This window comes from Bradyrhizobium sp. GW821-FHT13H06 (assembly GCF_058803975.1).
This window is the reverse complement of the sequence record NZ_JBXAPN010000005.1, coordinates 427,847-442,654: the sequence shown is the minus strand read 5'-3', so window position 1 is coordinate 442,654 and position 14,808 is coordinate 427,847. Positions and strand designations below refer to the sequence as shown.

Genomic DNA, 14,808 nt, shown 5'->3' with positions numbered 1-14,808 from the left:
ATGCGACCGTTTTCGTATCAGAGAGCATCCGACCCCGATATGGCCGTGCGGGCGCTCGGCGCCGCCGCGGCCGCCAACAATCCGCTGACGAAGGCGGTGGCACAGCCGCTTGCCGGCGGCACCACGCTGATCGATTTGATGAAGCTCGACGTGATGCGGCCGACCGCGATCGTCGACATCAATCCGCTGGCCCACGCCTGGTCGGCGATCGAGCCAGGCAGCGAGGCCTTGCGGCTCGGCGCCCTCGCAAAGATGTCCGACGTCGCCGCCCATGGCGAGATCCAGCGCAGCTATCCGGTGATCGCAGATTCGCTGAAGCTCGCCGCCAGCGCCCAGCTGCGCAACATGGCGACGCTCGGCGGCAACGTGATGCAGCGGACGCGTTGCAACTACTTTCGCGATGTCTCCTATGAGAACTGCAACAAGCGCAATCCCGGCTCCGGCTGTGCCGCGATGGACGGCGTCCATCGCATGCATGCGGTGCTCGGCGTCTCCGACCAGTGCATCGCGACCTATCCCGGCGATTTCGCGCAGGCGCTGATCGCGCTCGATGCCGTGGTCGAGATCACCGGCAAGGCCGGCACGCGCACCATGCCCTTCGCGCAGCTTCACAAGGCGCCGGGCAGTACGCCCGACATCGAGACCACGCTTCAGCCCGGGGAGCTGATCTCGGCCTTCTCGATCCAAGGCCGGTGGCCCCGTTCGGTGTATCTCAAGGCGCGTGACCGGCAATCCTACGAATTCGCGCTGTCCTCGGCTGCGATCGCGCTCGACGTGCAGGACCGCACGATCAGGGACGCGCGCGTCGCGCTCGGCGGTGTCGCCACCGTGCCATGGCGGGCACGCGAGGCGGAGGCGCTATTGAAGGGGCAGAAGTTCGACGAAGCGCTGGCACGGCGTGTGGCCGATGCCGCCTTTGCGGACGCCCGTGGCCGCCGGCACAACAGCTTCAAGATCGCACTCGGAAGGCGCGTGGTGGCACGCGCGCTTCAGCAGGCCGTAACGATGGAGATCTGACCATGACCGCTGCAGCTCCCGCGCCCAAGGCGAATATGGGGCAGCCCGTGCCGCGCTACGATGCCGCCGCAAAGGTCACGGGGCGTGCGACCTACGCCTCCGACATGCCGCTGGACAATCCGGCCTACGCGTTCCTGGTCACCAGCGCCATCGCCAGGGGTCGCATCGACCGCTTCGATCTCGATGACGCTAGAAGCGTCCGCGGCGTGATCGACATCATTACGCACGACAACGCCCCGAAGCTGAAGGAACCGAAACTCTTCAGCAATGGCGGCTATGCCGGCACCACGATCCAGCCGCTGAAATCGGCCGAGATCGCGCATGACGGCGAGATCATCGCTGTGGTCATTGCCGAAAGCTACGAGGCGGCGCGCGAGGCCGCCAATCGCGTCAAGGTCAGCTATACGGCGACGGCACCGAGTGCGAGCTTCGAATCGCCGGGAACGACTACGGCAGCCGCAAAGGGACAGAACGCCCAGTTCAAGGAAGATCCCGAGGTCGGCGACTTCGCCAAGGCCTTCGATGCGGCCGAGGTCAAGCTCACCGCTTCTTACGACACGCCGACGCAGCACCACAATCCGATGGAGCTGTTCACGACCAGCTGCGTCTGGATGGGCGACAATCTCGTCATCTACGAGGGGAGTCAGTATGTCCACGGCCTGAAGAACGGCGTGGCCGAGCAGCTCGGCATCGACGCCGACAAGGTGCGCGTGGTCAATCCCTATGTCGGCGGCGGTTTTGGTTCGCGCGGCTCGATGACGCCGCGCACCGCCATCATCGCCGGCATTGCCAAGCGCCTGAACCGCCCGGTCAAGCTGGTCCCGACCCGCGACCAGGGCTTTACCATCGCGACCTACCGCGCCGAGACGCGGCACGAGATTAAGCTCGGTGCGAGCCGGGACGGCAGGCTGGTCGCCTTGAGGCATGAGGGAGCCGAAATCTCCTCGCGCCCCGACGCCTATTGTGTTGGCGGCACCAAGACCACGACGCGGCTCTATGCGTGCCCGAATGTCGAAAGCCTGGTGTCGATCGTGCGGGCCGACCGTAACACGCCCGGCTTCATGCGCTCGCCGCCGGAAGTGCCGTATCTGTTCGCGCTGGAAAGCGCGATGGACGAGCTCGCCGTGAAGCTCAACATGGATCCGGTCGAGCTCCGTCGCATCAACGACACCACCACCGAGCCTATTGACGGCAAGCCCTACACGTCGCGGTCGCTGATGGCATGCTTCGACGAGGCCGCCAAGGCGTTCGGCTGGTCGCAGCGCTCGCCGCAGGCAAGATCGATGTCGGAGGGCGATTGGCTGGTCGGTTACGGCTGTGCCGCCACCTGCTATCCGACGCAGATGGCGCCGTCCGCCGCGCGCGTGCGCCTCCAGCGCGATGGCCGCACCCGTGTCGAGATCGCCGGCCACGAGATCGGCACCGGCGCCTACACGGTCATCGCCCAGACGGCGGCCGAGCGGCTCGGCGTGCCGCTTGATAAAGTGGGGGTCTTCATCGGCGACAGCGACTTGCCGCCCGCGCCGGTTGCGGGCGGCTCCAACTCGACCGCCAGCACCTGCTCCGTTGTGATGATGGTGTGCGATCAAATCCGGCAGCGTCTGTTCAAGGCGGTGATGCCGAGCGACAGCCTCGCCGACAAGGCCAGGGAAACCGTCGGCATCAGCCCGGCCCCGTCGACCCAGCCGGCGAAGAGCGACCGTCCGCTCGATATCGAGAAGGCGTTCGATGCGCTTGGCGTTGGCGTTGTCGAGGAATATGGCGAATGGAAGCCGGAGGGCGCACCGCCGGATTCGTTCAGGGCCATGCATGCCGGGCAGCCTCGGCTCGTCGGCGGCCATCAGATGAAGGACAAGATCGCCTACGCCTTCGGCGCCGAGTTCGTCGAGGTCCGCGTCAACCGCTTCACGCACGAGATCCGTTGCCCCCGGCTGGTCGGCGCGTTCGCTGCAGGCAGGATCATGAATCCGCGCACCGCGCGCAGCCAGCTGATCGGCGGGCTGATCTGGGGCATGTCCTCGGCGCTGCTGGAGGCCACCGAGATCGACGAGCGCAATGCGCGCTACGTCAACGACAATCTCGCCGACTATCTCGTGCCCGTGAATGCCGATGTGCCCAGCGTCGAGGTCATCATGCTCTCCGAGCAGGACGATCACATCAATCCGGTGGGCGCAAAGGGGCTCGGCGAGCTTGCCAATGTCGGCACCAACGCCGCGATCTGCAACGCGATCTATCACGCCACCGGCCAGCGCATCCGCAAGCTGCCGGTACGGCTGGAAAATATCGAGGTCTGAGGGGTGGAAACGGCGACGTCGTTGGGTTAGACACCTCCCGCCTCAAATGGAAGGTGCCCTATGCAGCGTTTTCAGCGCATGCTCCTCGCTATCGTGTCGGCATTCGCGATCACCGTGATTGGTGGCGTGTCCGATTTCGTTTCCACCACGGCCTCGGCCCAGACCGCAGGAAAGACCATGACCACAGCTTCAGGCTTGCAGATCATCGACTCCACCGTCGGCACCGGTGCCTCGCCGCAGCCCGGTCAGATCTGCGTGATGCACTATACCGGCTGGCTCTATGAGAACGGCCAGAAGGGCAAGAAATTCGACTCCTCGGTCGATCGCAAGGAGCCGTTCGAATTCCCGATCGGCAAGGGCCGCGTCATCGCCGGCTGGGACGAGGGCGTTGCCTCGATGAAGGTCGGCGGCAAGCGCACGCTGATCATCCCGCCGCAGCTCGGCTATGGCGCGCGCGGCGCCGGCGGCGTGATTCCGCCGAACGCGACCCTGATGTTCGACGTGGAATTGCTCGCGGTGAAGTGACGGCGTAGCCGGACGTCGTCATGCCCGGGCTTGTCCCGGGCATCCACGTTCTTCGAACCGCATGCAAAGACGTGGATGGCCGGGACAAGCCCGGCCATGACGTAGCGAGCAAGACAAAACAAAAAGACCGGCCTTTCGGCCGGTCTTTTCGCATTCAGATTGCCGGGCCGTCACTCGGCCGCGCGTTTTGCCGCGGCCGCAGCGCGATCCATGGCATCCTTCGCGGCATCCTTGGCGTCGCCCATGGCCTGCTGGCCCTTGCCCTTCACTTCCTGGACCACGCCTTCGCCCTTCATGCGATCGGACCCGGTGGCTTCGCCGATGCCCTGCTTGGCCTTGCCGATCGCCTCGTTCGCGGTGCCCTTGATCTTGTCAGTGGTGCTACCCATGAAATTCTCCTCTCGGTTTGCTCGCAATGGCAACGCCGAGCGGCTACGAGGGTTCCATTTTTAGTATGGCTTGCGGCTGCGGCTTTGGGTTAGTTTGCCGCGCACGAACCAACAGAAGGCAAGTACCCATGACCGGCCATGACCACTCGCATTCCCACCATGACCACGATCATGATCGCTGGAAGCATGACGGCGTGCGCGTCATTCCGGGCAACCAGCTCGACACCAACGTGCCCTCGACGGCCGGCATGGACCGCGCGGCCGCCATCAATTTCGCTCGCGTCGGCGCGCAGAAATTGTGGGCGGGCACGGTCAGCATCAAGCCGGATGCCAAGACCGGCGCGCATCATCACGGCCATCTCGAAAGCGTCATCTACGTGGTGAAGGGGAAGGCGCGGATGCGCTGGGGCGAGAGCCTGCAGTTCACCGCGGAAGCCGGCCCCGGCGACTTCATTTTCGTCCCGCCCTACGTGCCGCACCAGGAGATCAACGCCAGCCCGGACGAGGTGCTGGAATGCGTGCTGGTGCGCAGCGACGGCGAGGCGGTGGCGATCAATCTCGACATCGAGCCGGTGGAGAAGCCCGAGACCGTGCTCTGGATCGACCCGGTGCACCGCGATCCCAACGAGAAGAAGTAAGGCTGCCCGGCGCGCGGGGTTCGGTGCGACGGAACCCCGCAGATCGGGGTCCGAAAAATTAACCGGAAGCGGTGTCGGATGGCGGCCTGGCCGTCCGTCCTTGGGCAGAACCCCACCCGAGGAGCTTCCGATGCCCAAGATGATCTTCGTCAACCTGCCGGTGACCGACCTCAAGCGCGCGACCGCCTTTTATGAGGCGGTCGGTGCGGTCAAGAACCCGCAATTCAGCGACGAGACCGCGAGCTGCATGGTCTTTTCCGAGACCATTTTCGCCATGCTGCTGACCCACGACAAATTCCGCCAGTTCACGCCGAAGCCGATCGCGGACGCCAGGACCTCGAACCAGGCGCTGTTCTGCCTGTCCGCGGACAGTCGCAGCGACGTCGACGATATCGTCGGCAAGGCCGCGGCGGCAGGCGGCGTGGCCGATCCCAGCCCGAAGGACGAATACAGCTTCATGTACGGCCGCAGCTTCGAGGATCCCGACGGCCATATGTGGGGTGTGAACTGGATGGATCTCGCGGCCGCCCCTCTGCAGCCCGAGATGGCGAACGCCTGATCCGAGCCCAGAAGATCTGAAGAGGAGCATTCACGATGTCCAAGCTCGTGCCCTGCATGTGGTTCAACGGCGATGCCGAGGACGCCGCCAAATTCTACGTCTCGCTCGTTCCGAACTCGGAGATCACGCACGTCCAGCGCAACGTTTCGGACGGCCCCTCCGGCAAGGAGGGCTCCGTGCTCGTCGTCGAGTTCACGGTGGCCGGACAGCCGCTGGTCGCGCTCAATGGCGGCATGAAGATGGAATACACCCACGCGATCTCGCTGATGATCCATTGCGGCGACCAGGCCCAGGTCGACAGCGTCTGGAACGCGTTCCTCGCCCATGGCGGCAAGGAAGAGCAGTGCGGCTGGCTCCGGGATCGCTGGGGCGTGGCCTGGCAGGTGGTGCCGAAAGTGATGTTCGAGTTCCTGTCGAGCCCGGACAAGGCAGCGGCCGCGCGCGCGATGCAGGCCATGATGAAGATGGTCAAGCTGGATGTCGAAGCCTTGCGCCGTGCGTTCGAGGGCAAGCCGGCGGCGTGAGGTCCATGCTCGCGCCACACATTCACTGTCATCGCCCCGGCCTGACCGGGCGATCCAGTACTCCCAGACAGTGACGTGATACGGAGAAGCCGCGGCGTACTGGATGTCCGGCCTTCGCGGGACATGGCAGAGCCCTAGGGTCGGTAAAGGCGCAAAGCGCCGTGCCCACCATCCATCCACAACTGGGAAAGTTGGTGGGCACGCTTCGCTTTGCCCATCCTACGAGACCTCGCCAAGTCTCTCAGTAATTGATCCGCAGCCCGACGCCGGCGTGGATCGTGTTCCCGACCGGCTGCGGGCCCAACGTGCCGTTGGCGAAGAGATCCACGATCCAGCCCTTTTGCACGCGGAAGCCGAGGCGGCCGCCATATTCGAACCAGCCCTGGTTGCCCATGGTCGGCACCACCGTGCCGTTGCCGGTCACGGTGGCGACGATGCCGCTGTGACTCGCAAACGACTGCACCCAGCCGCCATTGATGTTTGTCTCGATGTTGCTGCCGAAGAGATGCGTCCACTGGCCGCCGATCTTGACGAGGCTGGTGCGGTCGGTGCCATCAGCGATGCTGGCGTCGAATGGATTGAAGGCCACCGTACTGTCGCTATAGCCGGAGACGCGCTGCCAGAGCTGCCAGACCTCGATCGAGGCCGCGACCTCGTCGCGCGGCGAGAGGCGGCTTATCCAGCCGGCGCGACCGTAGACGGCGTAGTTCGAGGCGTTGGTCGAACTGGTCACGCTCACCGGGCCGAGACTGGTGTCGTAGCTGCGCGTGTAGCGCGCCTTCTCCCATGGCGTCAGGATCGTGCCGACGTCGAAGAACGGCCGCGACGAGCCCCAATCGGTGAAGTCATAGCGCAACGCGAAAGCGCCGATCGGTGCGCTCGTAATCTTGTAGCCGCCCTCGTCGTAATGCGTGTAGGCGATGCCGGCGAGCAGCGACAGATTGTTGGTCAGCGCCTTGCGGCCGTGGATGCCGGCCGAGAACGAGCCGGCCGAGCCGAATGCGCTGATGCAGTCACCACAATTGACCTGCTCGTTGACGCCGAGCAGCACCGTGCCGAGCACCCGGTTGGTGATCATTTGGTTGAAGCGCTGGTTGGCGAGACCGACGATCGAATTGCCGCTGGAAGCCGCGCCGGTCGGTGTCGGGGCCGGCGACGGATACGGGCTGGGGGAAGGATACGGGCTCGGCGACGGTGAGGGCGCAGGGCTTGGTGAGGGCGATGGACTCGGGGAGGGCGCTGGCGAGGGCGAGTAGGTCGGCGACGGATAAGGCGTCGGCTCGCCGCACTCGGACCCGCACTCCGACGCCTGCGCAGCCACCGGGCGGGCCCCCGAGGCGACAAGCGCAAACGCGGCCAATGCGGTCAGCACGCCGATGAGGATCAGGCGCCGGAAGCGATATTTCGTCATCGTCAGCGCCCGCACAGCATGCCGTCGTCCTGGACGGCGGGCATGATGGTCGGCGAGGCGCCGGCGTACTGGTTGACCGCGCACAGTCCGGCACTCGCGGCGCAATTGGCGGCAAACGTCCAGGGCGGCGTATTGGACTTGGTGATGCTCACCTTGCCGCCGGTCGAGGTGATGATCGCGGTGTCGCCTGGCTGGGTGAGCTGCACGCACTGGGAGCTCTTGGTGCAGACGCTGGCCGCGCCGTCCTGAAGCACGACCACCGAGCGCCCGCGTTGCGAGAGGATGTCGAGCGTGGTGCCGCGCACACCGATGGTCGCAAGCGGCGTCGTGATCTTGTAGGCGGCTTTGTCGGAACGCCCGGTGACGAAGCGGAAGGCGCCGGTGGTCATGCGGATCGCGACGTCGCGATAGCTGCGCTCGTCGTTGAAGACGGTGCGGTCGAGCTTCAGCGTGGCGCTCGGGCCGAGCGACAGATTGGTGCTGTCCGCCATCACGAAACGCGCCGCGCTGTCGGCGCCGGTGCGCACGGTCTCGTCGCGAAGCATGCTGTCGCCGACATTGATCGGCGTCGTGGTCGCGGCCACGCGCACGACCTCGTTCTGGATCACGACGGCTTCGCCGACGCGAGTCTGCGCCTGCGCGCTGGAGCCGGCGCACAATGCGGCCGACGAGAGGATGGAGAAAAGCCAAAAACGCAAATTCATTTCGCAACCGATCGATATGTCCCTGATCGTACCGGATCGCGCTCGCTTGCGATGTGGCGAAATTATCACAAGCGGCGCGGGACGTGCGCTATGCTTAGTGACAGTTGCGGCAGAATGCGTTCAATGAAAACGACGATCCTTGTTTTTGTCCGCGGTGACGCAAATTTGCCACGCAAGATATCTCAACAGCAGCCGCTCGAGGCGTTCGCAGTTCCAAAACTGTCGCGGAGCGCAGTGATTGCTGTCGCGATTTTCCTGGTTGCACATCTGGCGCTGCTGATCGGTCTCGCCACGCCGGAGAAATTCGTCTTCGACGAGGTGCATTACGTGCCGGCGGCGCGGCAGATGCTGGCGCCCGTGATGTCGCAGCCGATGCTCAATCCGATGCATCCGCCGCTGGCCAAGGAGCTGATCGCGGCATCGATCGCGACCTTCGGCGACAACGCGCTTGGCTGGCGTTACCCCGCGACGTTGTTCGGCGCGTTGGCGATCGTTGCAATCTATCTGTGCGGGCTCGCGCTGTTTTCCGCGCAAGGGCCCGCGATCGCCGCGGCGCTGATTGCGGCGTTCAACCAGATGCTGTACGTGCAGGCTCGCATCGCGATGCTCGACGTTTTTGCACTCGGCTTCGGCCTGCTTGCGACCGCGGCCTTCATGCATGGCTTTCGAGGAGAGCGGCCGCATGCCTTTTTTTCCGCGGCAGGAGCTCTGTTCGGACTTGCTGCGGCCTGCAAATGGAGCGGCCTGTTTCCGCTTGGCGTCTGCATCGGCATCGTTGCGGTGATCCGCCTGATGCAGGGCTGGCATACGCGGTTCGCCGACGCGAGGCCGGAGGACTGGTATCGGCCGGAGCTGTGGCCCGGCTTGAGGCTGCATCATGTCGCGCTCTGCTTCGCCGTCTTGCCGATGGTGACCTACCTTGCCGCTTTCGTCCCGCTCCATGGGGTGTCGCTGCCGGATTTGATCGAGGCGCAGCGGCGGATCTTCGCCGACAACACCACGACGGCCATCGCCGGCCACACCTATATGAGCGCATGGCCGTCCTGGCCGTTGCTCGCGCGCCCGGTGTGGTTCCTGTTCGACAAGACGGGAGATGACAACGTCGCTGCGATCGTCTTCCTCGGCAATCCGCTGGTGCTCTGGCCGGCTCTGCTCGCGCTCGTCATCGTGTTGCGGGATTTCATCCTGGCGCGACGGTGGGATGCATTCCTGATCGTGGCATTCTATTTCGGTCCCTGGCTCGCCTGGGCGTTACTGCCGCGTACCCTGGGCTTCATCTACTACTACCTGCCGGCGGCGACCGCGGCGTCGCTGGCGCTGGTCTATGTGCTGCGCCGGGAGGGGCTGCCGCGCTGGCTGCTGTGGGCCTATGTCGGCGTCGCTGCGGCCGGCTTTGCGGTCATGCTGCCGATTTCCGCAGCCTTCATCGGCACGTCCATGCGAACCTTCGGCCGCCTGATGCTGTTTCAAAGCTGGATATGACATCGCCGCCTGCCGGGCTGCGGCAGGCGGCGTGTCTCTTGCGCGACGATCGCGCGTCTACTTCGCTGCGGTCTTGGTGTCCATGTTCACGACCTGGACGCGGCGGTTGATCGGGTCGGTGCCGTTGGCGGCATCCTTCAGCTTGGTCTCGCCGTAGCCGACGGTGACCAGATCGGTGCCGTTGAGGCCGTAGTTCTGCATCAGGTATTTCTTGATGGTGTCGGCCCGCCGTTCGGAGAGCCCTTGATTGTACTCTTCGCCGCCGGTCGCATCGGTGTGACCGGCGACCACGAAGGTCGAGCCCTTCAGCGCCGGATCGGACAACGCCTTGCCGAGCGCCTGCACCGATGCCACCGAGGTCTTGGCGATGTCGGCCGAGTTGTAGTCGAACTGGATCTCCAGATCGATCTTCGGCTTGGTCGCCGCGAGCTCGGCGATCTGCTCGCGCTCGCCGGTCGAGAGCGACCGGGTCGAGCGGTTGCGCACCGTGTTCAGGAAGGTCGCTTCCTTGGCTTGCGCGGTCGTGTCGGCCTGCGGACCGACGGACAGGCCGCGGGTTGCCGGCTTGGGCTTCAGTGCATCGATGATTTTGTCGGTGGAGACATTGCTGTCGCCGGCCAGGGCCAGGCCCGCCGTCATCGACAGGGCTGCGGTAAGAGTAATCGCCTTCAATGCAAAAGACTTATCAAAACGGGTCATTGTCGAATCCTCGCTGCTACGCCTGATGGCGATTTGATGCTGCGAGCCTAGGGGAGGTTCGAAAGCCTCGATGTGATCTTCCTCACATTCGAAATTGCCCGCGGCTCTGATCTGTCTCGATCGTCTGCGGCTTGGGGCGGGACTGGGAACCCCGGAAATCCCCGTTCCTGATCGCCGAAAGAGCGTCGGGGGAGCGCCCAAAAGCCGCACGCCGAGAGCGGGCTGATTCGGCAATGCGGCAACGAAATGTCTTCTCCCTGAAAAACTTGCCGTTGAAGAATGGCAGTTGTGGTGGCCGGCATCAGGCCGGCTGCCTGTCCTGGAGGAGAAGATTGATGAAGACCCTGTTGCTCGCGACGGCATTCGTGGCGCTTGCGCTGTCCCCCGCATCCGCCGCCAAGATGGCGTGCACCAGTGCAAATATGGCCAAGCTCGTTGCCGGGATGGGCGGCGAAGACACGCCGGGCAAGATCGCAGCGAGGAAGTCGATGACCGCGGCCAATTCCGACATGAGCAAGGGCAACATGCGCGGCGCCTGCAAGCATTATATGAGCGCCGAGAAGGCGATGGCGATGAAGTAGGCTCCCGCGATCCCGGACGTGATGGCCGCGCTGGCAGCAGATGGCAGCGCGGCTTTTTCGCGTCCCTGCTTCTTGCCTCGCGGCGAATCCGGCTACATTGCATTCCGCAATGCCCCGCGCCCCGAAACCACTTCCGCTCTCGACCACGCAGGCCCGGCAGATCTGGCTGCATGCCCAGCGGCTCGACGTGCGCACGCCGTTCGGGGAGGGCGCGCGGGCCGTCGCCGACGCGACTGCTCATCTCGGCTATGTGCAGATCGACACCATCAACGTCATCGAGCGCTGCCATCACCACATCCTGTTCAGCAGGATCCCGTCCTACCGTCGCGCCGATCTTCGCCAGGCCCACAGCGTCGACAAGAGCGTGTTCGAATACTGGACGCACGCGCTGTCCTACGTGCCGGCCGCCGACTTCCGGTTCTTCCTGCCGGCGATGCGCGAGCACCGGCGCGAGGGACACAGATGGTTCGGCTCGGTGAAGCCGGCCGACACGCGCAAGGTGATGCGACTGCTGCGCGCCGGCCCGCTGACGATCCGCGACATCGAGGACGACGTGCTCGTCGAAAAGGAGCACCTCTGGCAGAGCCGCAAGCCGTCGAAGCGCGCGTTGCAACTCGCCTTCTATACCGGCGCCGTCACCATCAGCGAGCGCCAGGGCATGCTCAAGACCTATGAGCTGATGAACCGTCATTTCGGCTGGGACAAGCTGCCGAGGCCGGCATCGGCAAGGGAGATCACGGCCTATCTGCTCGACCGCGCGCTGCGCGCGCAGGGCGTGGTCAGTCTCGATTCGATCTGCCATCTCGACGCGCCGAGCAAGAAGCCGGTCGCGCGCCTGATCGCCTCGCGCGTCCGCCGCGGCGAGCTCGTGCCTGTTACGCTCGAGGGCGCCGGCAAGCAGGAGCATTGGGCCTCGCCCGCAGCGCTGGAGGCGGGCGGCGAAGGGCCGCCGCCCGATCTCGTCCACATTCTTTCGCCGTTCGATCCCCTGATCATCCAGCGCAAGCGCACCAATCTCATCTTCGGCTACAACCATCTGTTCGAAGCCTACGTGCCGAAGGCCAAGCGCAAGCTCGGCTACTTCGCGCTGCCCGTGCTGGTCGGCGACGAGATCGTCGCCGCGCTGGATCTCAAGACCGACCGGCAGGCGAAGAAGCTCTTGATGCAGAAATGGACCTGGGTCGGGCAGGGAAGGAAGACCGCGGGGCGCAAGGAGCTCAAGCGTGTGATCGAGGAAGAGCTCGATCGCTTCGAACGGTTTCAGCTCACGGAGTGAACGTCATCATTCCCCTGTCTAAAGCGCGATGCGATTAGGATGAATCCCTGAGTGCGTGCGAGTCTCGCGGCTCGGCCCCAGGACCGGACAGCACGTACGCATACCGGTCCAGCACCTCGGCGGCGGAATAGTCCGAACGTCGCGCGAACTCGTCGCGCAGCCCCAGTCGCGCGGAGACTCTCAGGCGCTCGGTCGTGGCAGTCGTCATCACGGGGTCGAATCCCAGTTCCCGCAGGCCCGCCGCCACGCCATCCATCTCCACCGCCCGGCGCTCGGCATGAAGGACGTCGGAGCGGACGCACATGTCCAGGAACTTGCTGAACGTGGTGGCATCCATCGACGTGCAGATCCCGCGCATGGTTTCATCGCGCACGCCGGCAAGCGTTGCGGCGGTCAGAGCTTCGACCAGCAGCGCCTCCATGCCTTTCGTCACCACGCTCCGCAACATTTTCACGGCCGCTGCGGTCCCGGCTTCGGGACCAGCCACCTCGATGCGGAAGCCGAGTGGTTTGAAGATGTCGGCGAAGCGCTCGGCACCGCTGCCGGACGTGTAGAGCGTGACCGCGGCACCATAGAGATCGACGGAGCCCATCAGGTTCGCGTCCGCGAACAGGCCGCCGCGCGCCTCGACGGCTTCGGCGACACGGTTCTTCGTTCGCGGGGTCGCAGCGTTGATGTCCACCACGAGACAGCCGGGACGGATGATCTTCGAAATGGCCTCACCCGTCTCAGCCGCGACGGCAACGACGACGGCGGAAAAGATCACGTCCGCGTCCGTGAGGTCCTCGAGCCGGTCGGCGAGCGTGACGCCACAATCGGCCGCCACCGCGCGAAAAGCCCGAGAGTAGGGCGGCGCGTTCGTCTTGCCCTGACAGAATGCGACGATCCGTGCTCGGGTCTGGGTCGCGAGATGCTTTGCGAAGCATTGCGCGGCCTCGCCAAATCCAACGAAGGCGATCTTGGGCTGCTGCATGGCTGAGCTGTCTCCTGTATCCGACCGGTCCGATTCCGATGGAGGGCGAGGTCTCCTCGCGCGACTTCCCACCGCCGCCATTGTGCTGAGTTCGACGCCAGAGTCAATGAAACGGTTCATTTGAGGGATAATCGCCGGAAAGCAATTGTTGATCAGGTTGTTCAATCGTATAGCAAATATCAGGAGAGTGACTTGCCAGAGATCGTGAACCGGTTCATATGATGCCATGCCAGCGCAGACTCGCCGATCGCAAACCGTGAAGGTCAGGGACGTCGCCCGGGAGGCTGGCGTCGCGGTCGGCACGGTATCTCGTGTGCTCAACGACCATCCCACGGTGACCCGGGAGCTGCGCGAGCGCGTCGAAAGGGCCATGGCGCATCTCGGCTATGAGGTTGACGTCACGGCCCAGAGCATGCGCGCGGGCCGGTCGCGGCTCGTCGCCTGCGCCATTCGTGATTTCGACATCCCGCGCTTCGCGCTGTTCATCAAGGAGGCCGAAGCGGTCCTGCGTGAGGCCGGATACACGTTGCTGCTGGCGAGCACGACCAATCGTCCCGAAGTCGAGATCGCCCTGCTGAGTGCTTTCCGCAGGCGCCGGGTGGATGGCGTGATGATGACGCTGAGCGATGAGCAGCATCGCGACGTGCGCGAAGCGCTGTCGGAGGCGCCGATGCCGGTCCTGCTCATCGACCGGGATCGTATCGAGGCACTGGATCGCGTCACAGCCGATCATCGCCAGGGCGCGCGCCTTGCGACGAGCCATCTGCTCGGCCTTGGGCACCGGCGAATTGCCGTGCTTGTCGGCGACACCAAGGCCTTCCCGTCGCGCAGCCGCCTCGAGGGACTTCGTGAGGCCTATGCGGCGGCGGGCGTCGTGCCGGATCCGAGGCTGCTGCGCGACAATGTGCTCTCGAGTGAAGAAGCCTATCGGGCGACGGCGTCGCTGATGAGCCTTGCCGATCCCCCGACGGCGCTCTTCGTCGCGGCGATGGATATGCTCGGCGGTTGCCTGAGAGCGCTGCGAACGATGGGCATCGCGGTCGGGGACGGGATTTCGGTGGTGGCCGGCAGCGATTCGGATCTCGCCGAACTGCATACGCCGCCCATTACGGCGATTGCGTGGGATCTCGCGGCGATGGGCCGCCATGCCGCGACCATGCTGCTGGAGCGTATGCGCGGCGATGAGATCGAGCGCGGCCGTGGTCTCACCGTGCCGACGGAACTGATCATTCGCGGGTCGACGCGGCCTGTTGCGAATTGAGCGTGTTTGGCTGGGGCTGAATCCGGTTTCTCGCAACGCGGCTGTCGAGCCAGATGCCGACGACGATACCGATCAGGTAGGCCACCAGATTCCACAGCGAGAATATGCGACCGAGCAGCAGCGCGCCGGCTGCTGTCAGCCGGAACGCATCGAGCCATGGCGTGTGCACCAGGCGGGAGAATTCCACGACGCCCGCAATCGCCACCGCGATGGCTGCAATCTGCGTCCGCGTCAGGCGTGGCAGCACAACCCCGACCAGCAAGAAAACCATCGTCGCCCATAACAGCGAGCCGCCATATTTCACCACGAAGGCCGGAAGCCCGAGCGGAAAGCCGTACCAGCGCAGCGACAACCCGCAGACGATCACCATCGCGGCGAGGGCGGCGCGGATCAGCGATGTCAGGCGCGGCGCAACAGGTTGATCCGGCTGCGCCCCGCGCATTGCTCGTTCCATTGACTCTTTGCCCGCGATGCT

The 14,808-nt window shown here is 64.8% G+C and carries 16 protein-coding genes; 10 read left to right on the top strand and 6 right to left on the bottom strand.

Going from position 1 to position 14,808, the window contains the following annotated elements:
• From AC1RQP_RS23625 to AC1RQP_RS23615, 3 genes are read left to right on the top strand one after another with little or no spacing between them, the layout of a single operon-like run.
• Nucleotides 1–1,017: an FAD binding domain-containing protein gene (locus tag AC1RQP_RS23625; protein WP_492938680.1), complete on the top strand. Its 1,017-nt coding sequence runs from the start codon at nt 1–3 to the stop codon at nt 1,015–1,017.
• A 2-nt stretch (nt 1,018–1,019) separates the two neighbouring features.
• Complete coding sequence (locus AC1RQP_RS23620; RefSeq protein ID WP_492938679.1) at nt 1,020–3,311, top strand: xanthine dehydrogenase family protein molybdopterin-binding subunit; 2,292 nt, start codon at nt 1,020–1,022, stop codon at nt 3,309–3,311.
• 60 nt (nt 3,312–3,371) lie between these two features.
• Nucleotides 3,372–3,836 carry an FKBP-type peptidyl-prolyl cis-trans isomerase gene (locus AC1RQP_RS23615; RefSeq protein ID WP_239621782.1) on the top strand — a complete coding sequence of 155 codons (465 nt, stop codon included), beginning with the start codon at nt 3,372–3,374 and terminating at the stop codon, nt 3,834–3,836.
• Between the two features lie 170 nt (nt 3,837–4,006).
• On the opposite strand, the gene AC1RQP_RS23610 is transcribed toward AC1RQP_RS23615, so the two are convergent.
• Entirely contained in the window at nt 4,007–4,225 is a 219-nt protein-coding gene (locus AC1RQP_RS23610) for a CsbD family protein (RefSeq protein WP_239621783.1), read from the bottom strand.
• A gap of 128 nt (nt 4,226–4,353) precedes the next feature.
• Between AC1RQP_RS23610 and AC1RQP_RS23605 the strand changes: the two genes are divergently transcribed.
• From AC1RQP_RS23605 to AC1RQP_RS23595, 3 genes are all read left to right on the top strand, one after another.
• On the top strand, nt 4,354–4,863 hold the full coding sequence (locus AC1RQP_RS23605) for a cupin domain-containing protein (protein ID WP_024341406.1): 510 nt from the start codon (nt 4,354–4,356) through the stop codon (nt 4,861–4,863).
• A 130-nt stretch (nt 4,864–4,993) separates the two neighbouring features.
• The gene (locus tag AC1RQP_RS23600) at nt 4,994–5,422 is read left to right on the top strand and encodes a VOC family protein (RefSeq protein WP_492938678.1); all 429 of its coding nucleotides are present in this window, start codon (nt 4,994–4,996) and stop codon (nt 5,420–5,422) included.
• Between the two features lie 35 nt (nt 5,423–5,457).
• Complete coding sequence (locus AC1RQP_RS23595; RefSeq protein ID WP_492938677.1) at nt 5,458–5,946, top strand: VOC family protein; 489 nt, start codon at nt 5,458–5,460, stop codon at nt 5,944–5,946.
• A gap of 241 nt (nt 5,947–6,187) precedes the next feature.
• On the opposite strand, the gene AC1RQP_RS23590 is transcribed toward AC1RQP_RS23595, so the two are convergent.
• Complete coding sequence (locus AC1RQP_RS23590) at nt 6,188–7,357, bottom strand: hypothetical protein (RefSeq protein WP_492938676.1); 1,170 nt, start codon at nt 7,355–7,357, stop codon at nt 6,188–6,190.
• 2 nt (nt 7,358–7,359) lie between these two features.
• Complete coding sequence (locus AC1RQP_RS23585; protein ID WP_165935710.1) at nt 7,360–8,061, bottom strand: FecR family protein; 702 nt, start codon at nt 8,059–8,061, stop codon at nt 7,360–7,362.
• Between the two features lie 51 nt (nt 8,062–8,112).
• Between AC1RQP_RS23585 and AC1RQP_RS23580 the strand changes: the two genes are divergently transcribed.
• Nucleotides 8,113–9,543, top strand: coding sequence for a phospholipid carrier-dependent glycosyltransferase (locus AC1RQP_RS23580; RefSeq protein WP_492938675.1), 1,431 nt, complete (start codon nt 8,113–8,115; stop codon nt 9,541–9,543).
• A 57-nt stretch (nt 9,544–9,600) separates the two neighbouring features.
• Here the strand turns inward: AC1RQP_RS23580 and AC1RQP_RS23575 are convergent, their stop codons facing one another.
• Nucleotides 9,601–10,242: an OmpA family protein gene (locus AC1RQP_RS23575; protein WP_492938674.1), complete on the bottom strand. Its 642-nt coding sequence runs from the start codon at nt 10,240–10,242 to the stop codon at nt 9,601–9,603.
• 335 nt (nt 10,243–10,577) lie between these two features.
• On the opposite strand from AC1RQP_RS23575, the gene AC1RQP_RS23570 reads away from it, so the two are divergent.
• On the top strand, nt 10,578–10,823 hold the full coding sequence (locus tag AC1RQP_RS23570) for a hypothetical protein (RefSeq protein WP_492938673.1): 246 nt from the start codon (nt 10,578–10,580) through the stop codon (nt 10,821–10,823).
• A gap of 109 nt (nt 10,824–10,932) precedes the next feature.
• The gene (locus AC1RQP_RS23565) at nt 10,933–12,099 is read left to right on the top strand and encodes a winged helix-turn-helix domain-containing protein (protein WP_492938672.1); all 1,167 of its coding nucleotides are present in this window, start codon (nt 10,933–10,935) and stop codon (nt 12,097–12,099) included.
• 34 nt (nt 12,100–12,133) lie between these two features.
• Here AC1RQP_RS23565 and AC1RQP_RS23560 read toward each other — a convergent pair whose 3' ends face one another.
• Nucleotides 12,134–13,237 carry a DUF1932 domain-containing protein gene (locus AC1RQP_RS23560; protein ID WP_492938671.1) on the bottom strand — a complete coding sequence of 368 codons (1,104 nt, stop codon included), beginning with the start codon at nt 13,235–13,237 and terminating at the stop codon, nt 12,134–12,136.
• A gap of 61 nt (nt 13,238–13,298) precedes the next feature.
• On the opposite strand from AC1RQP_RS23560, the gene AC1RQP_RS23555 reads away from it, so the two are divergent.
• On the top strand, nt 13,299–14,333 hold the full coding sequence (locus AC1RQP_RS23555) for a LacI family DNA-binding transcriptional regulator (protein WP_492938670.1): 1,035 nt from the start codon (nt 13,299–13,301) through the stop codon (nt 14,331–14,333).
• On the opposite strand, the gene AC1RQP_RS23550 is transcribed toward AC1RQP_RS23555, so the two are convergent.
• Nucleotides 14,299–14,775 carry a ribosomal maturation YjgA family protein gene (locus AC1RQP_RS23550; protein WP_492938743.1) on the bottom strand — a complete coding sequence of 159 codons (477 nt, stop codon included), beginning with the start codon at nt 14,773–14,775 and terminating at the stop codon, nt 14,299–14,301. The two genes, AC1RQP_RS23555 and AC1RQP_RS23550, sit on opposite strands and share 35 nt — an antisense overlap.
• Between the last annotated feature and the right edge of the window lie 33 nt (nt 14,776–14,808).

What these genes read in the sequence shown, in the direction of transcription:
- AC1RQP_RS23550 (WP_492938743.1), bottom strand. Translation starts at nt 14,775, where the DNA reads ATGCGCGGGGCGCAGCCGGATCAACCTGTTGCGCCGCGCCTGACATCG.
- AC1RQP_RS23595 (WP_492938677.1), top strand. Translation starts at nt 5,458, where the DNA reads ATGTCCAAGCTCGTGCCCTGCATGTGGTTCAACGGCGATGCCGAGGAC.
- AC1RQP_RS23555 (WP_492938670.1), top strand. Translation starts at nt 13,299, where the DNA reads ATGCCAGCGCAGACTCGCCGATCGCAAACCGTGAAGGTCAGGGACGTC.
- AC1RQP_RS23615 (WP_239621782.1), top strand. Translation starts at nt 3,372, where the DNA reads ATGCAGCGTTTTCAGCGCATGCTCCTCGCTATCGTGTCGGCATTCGCG.
- AC1RQP_RS23575 (WP_492938674.1), bottom strand. Translation starts at nt 10,242, where the DNA reads ATGACCCGTTTTGATAAGTCTTTTGCATTGAAGGCGATTACTCTTACC.
- AC1RQP_RS23590 (WP_492938676.1), bottom strand. Translation starts at nt 7,357, where the DNA reads ATGACGAAATATCGCTTCCGGCGCCTGATCCTCATCGGCGTGCTGACC.
- AC1RQP_RS23570 (WP_492938673.1), top strand. Translation starts at nt 10,578, where the DNA reads ATGAAGACCCTGTTGCTCGCGACGGCATTCGTGGCGCTTGCGCTGTCC.
- AC1RQP_RS23585 (WP_165935710.1), bottom strand. Translation starts at nt 8,061, where the DNA reads ATGAATTTGCGTTTTTGGCTTTTCTCCATCCTCTCGTCGGCCGCATTG.
- AC1RQP_RS23620 (WP_492938679.1), top strand. Translation starts at nt 1,020, where the DNA reads ATGACCGCTGCAGCTCCCGCGCCCAAGGCGAATATGGGGCAGCCCGTG.
- AC1RQP_RS23605 (WP_024341406.1), top strand. Translation starts at nt 4,354, where the DNA reads ATGACCGGCCATGACCACTCGCATTCCCACCATGACCACGATCATGAT.
- AC1RQP_RS23625 (WP_492938680.1), top strand. Translation starts at nt 1, where the DNA reads ATGCGACCGTTTTCGTATCAGAGAGCATCCGACCCCGATATGGCCGTG.
- AC1RQP_RS23600 (WP_492938678.1), top strand. Translation starts at nt 4,994, where the DNA reads ATGCCCAAGATGATCTTCGTCAACCTGCCGGTGACCGACCTCAAGCGC.
- AC1RQP_RS23580 (WP_492938675.1), top strand. Translation starts at nt 8,113, where the DNA reads ATGTGGCGAAATTATCACAAGCGGCGCGGGACGTGCGCTATGCTTAGT.
- AC1RQP_RS23565 (WP_492938672.1), top strand. Translation starts at nt 10,933, where the DNA reads ATGCCCCGCGCCCCGAAACCACTTCCGCTCTCGACCACGCAGGCCCGG.
- AC1RQP_RS23610 (WP_239621783.1), bottom strand. Translation starts at nt 4,225, where the DNA reads ATGGGTAGCACCACTGACAAGATCAAGGGCACCGCGAACGAGGCGATC.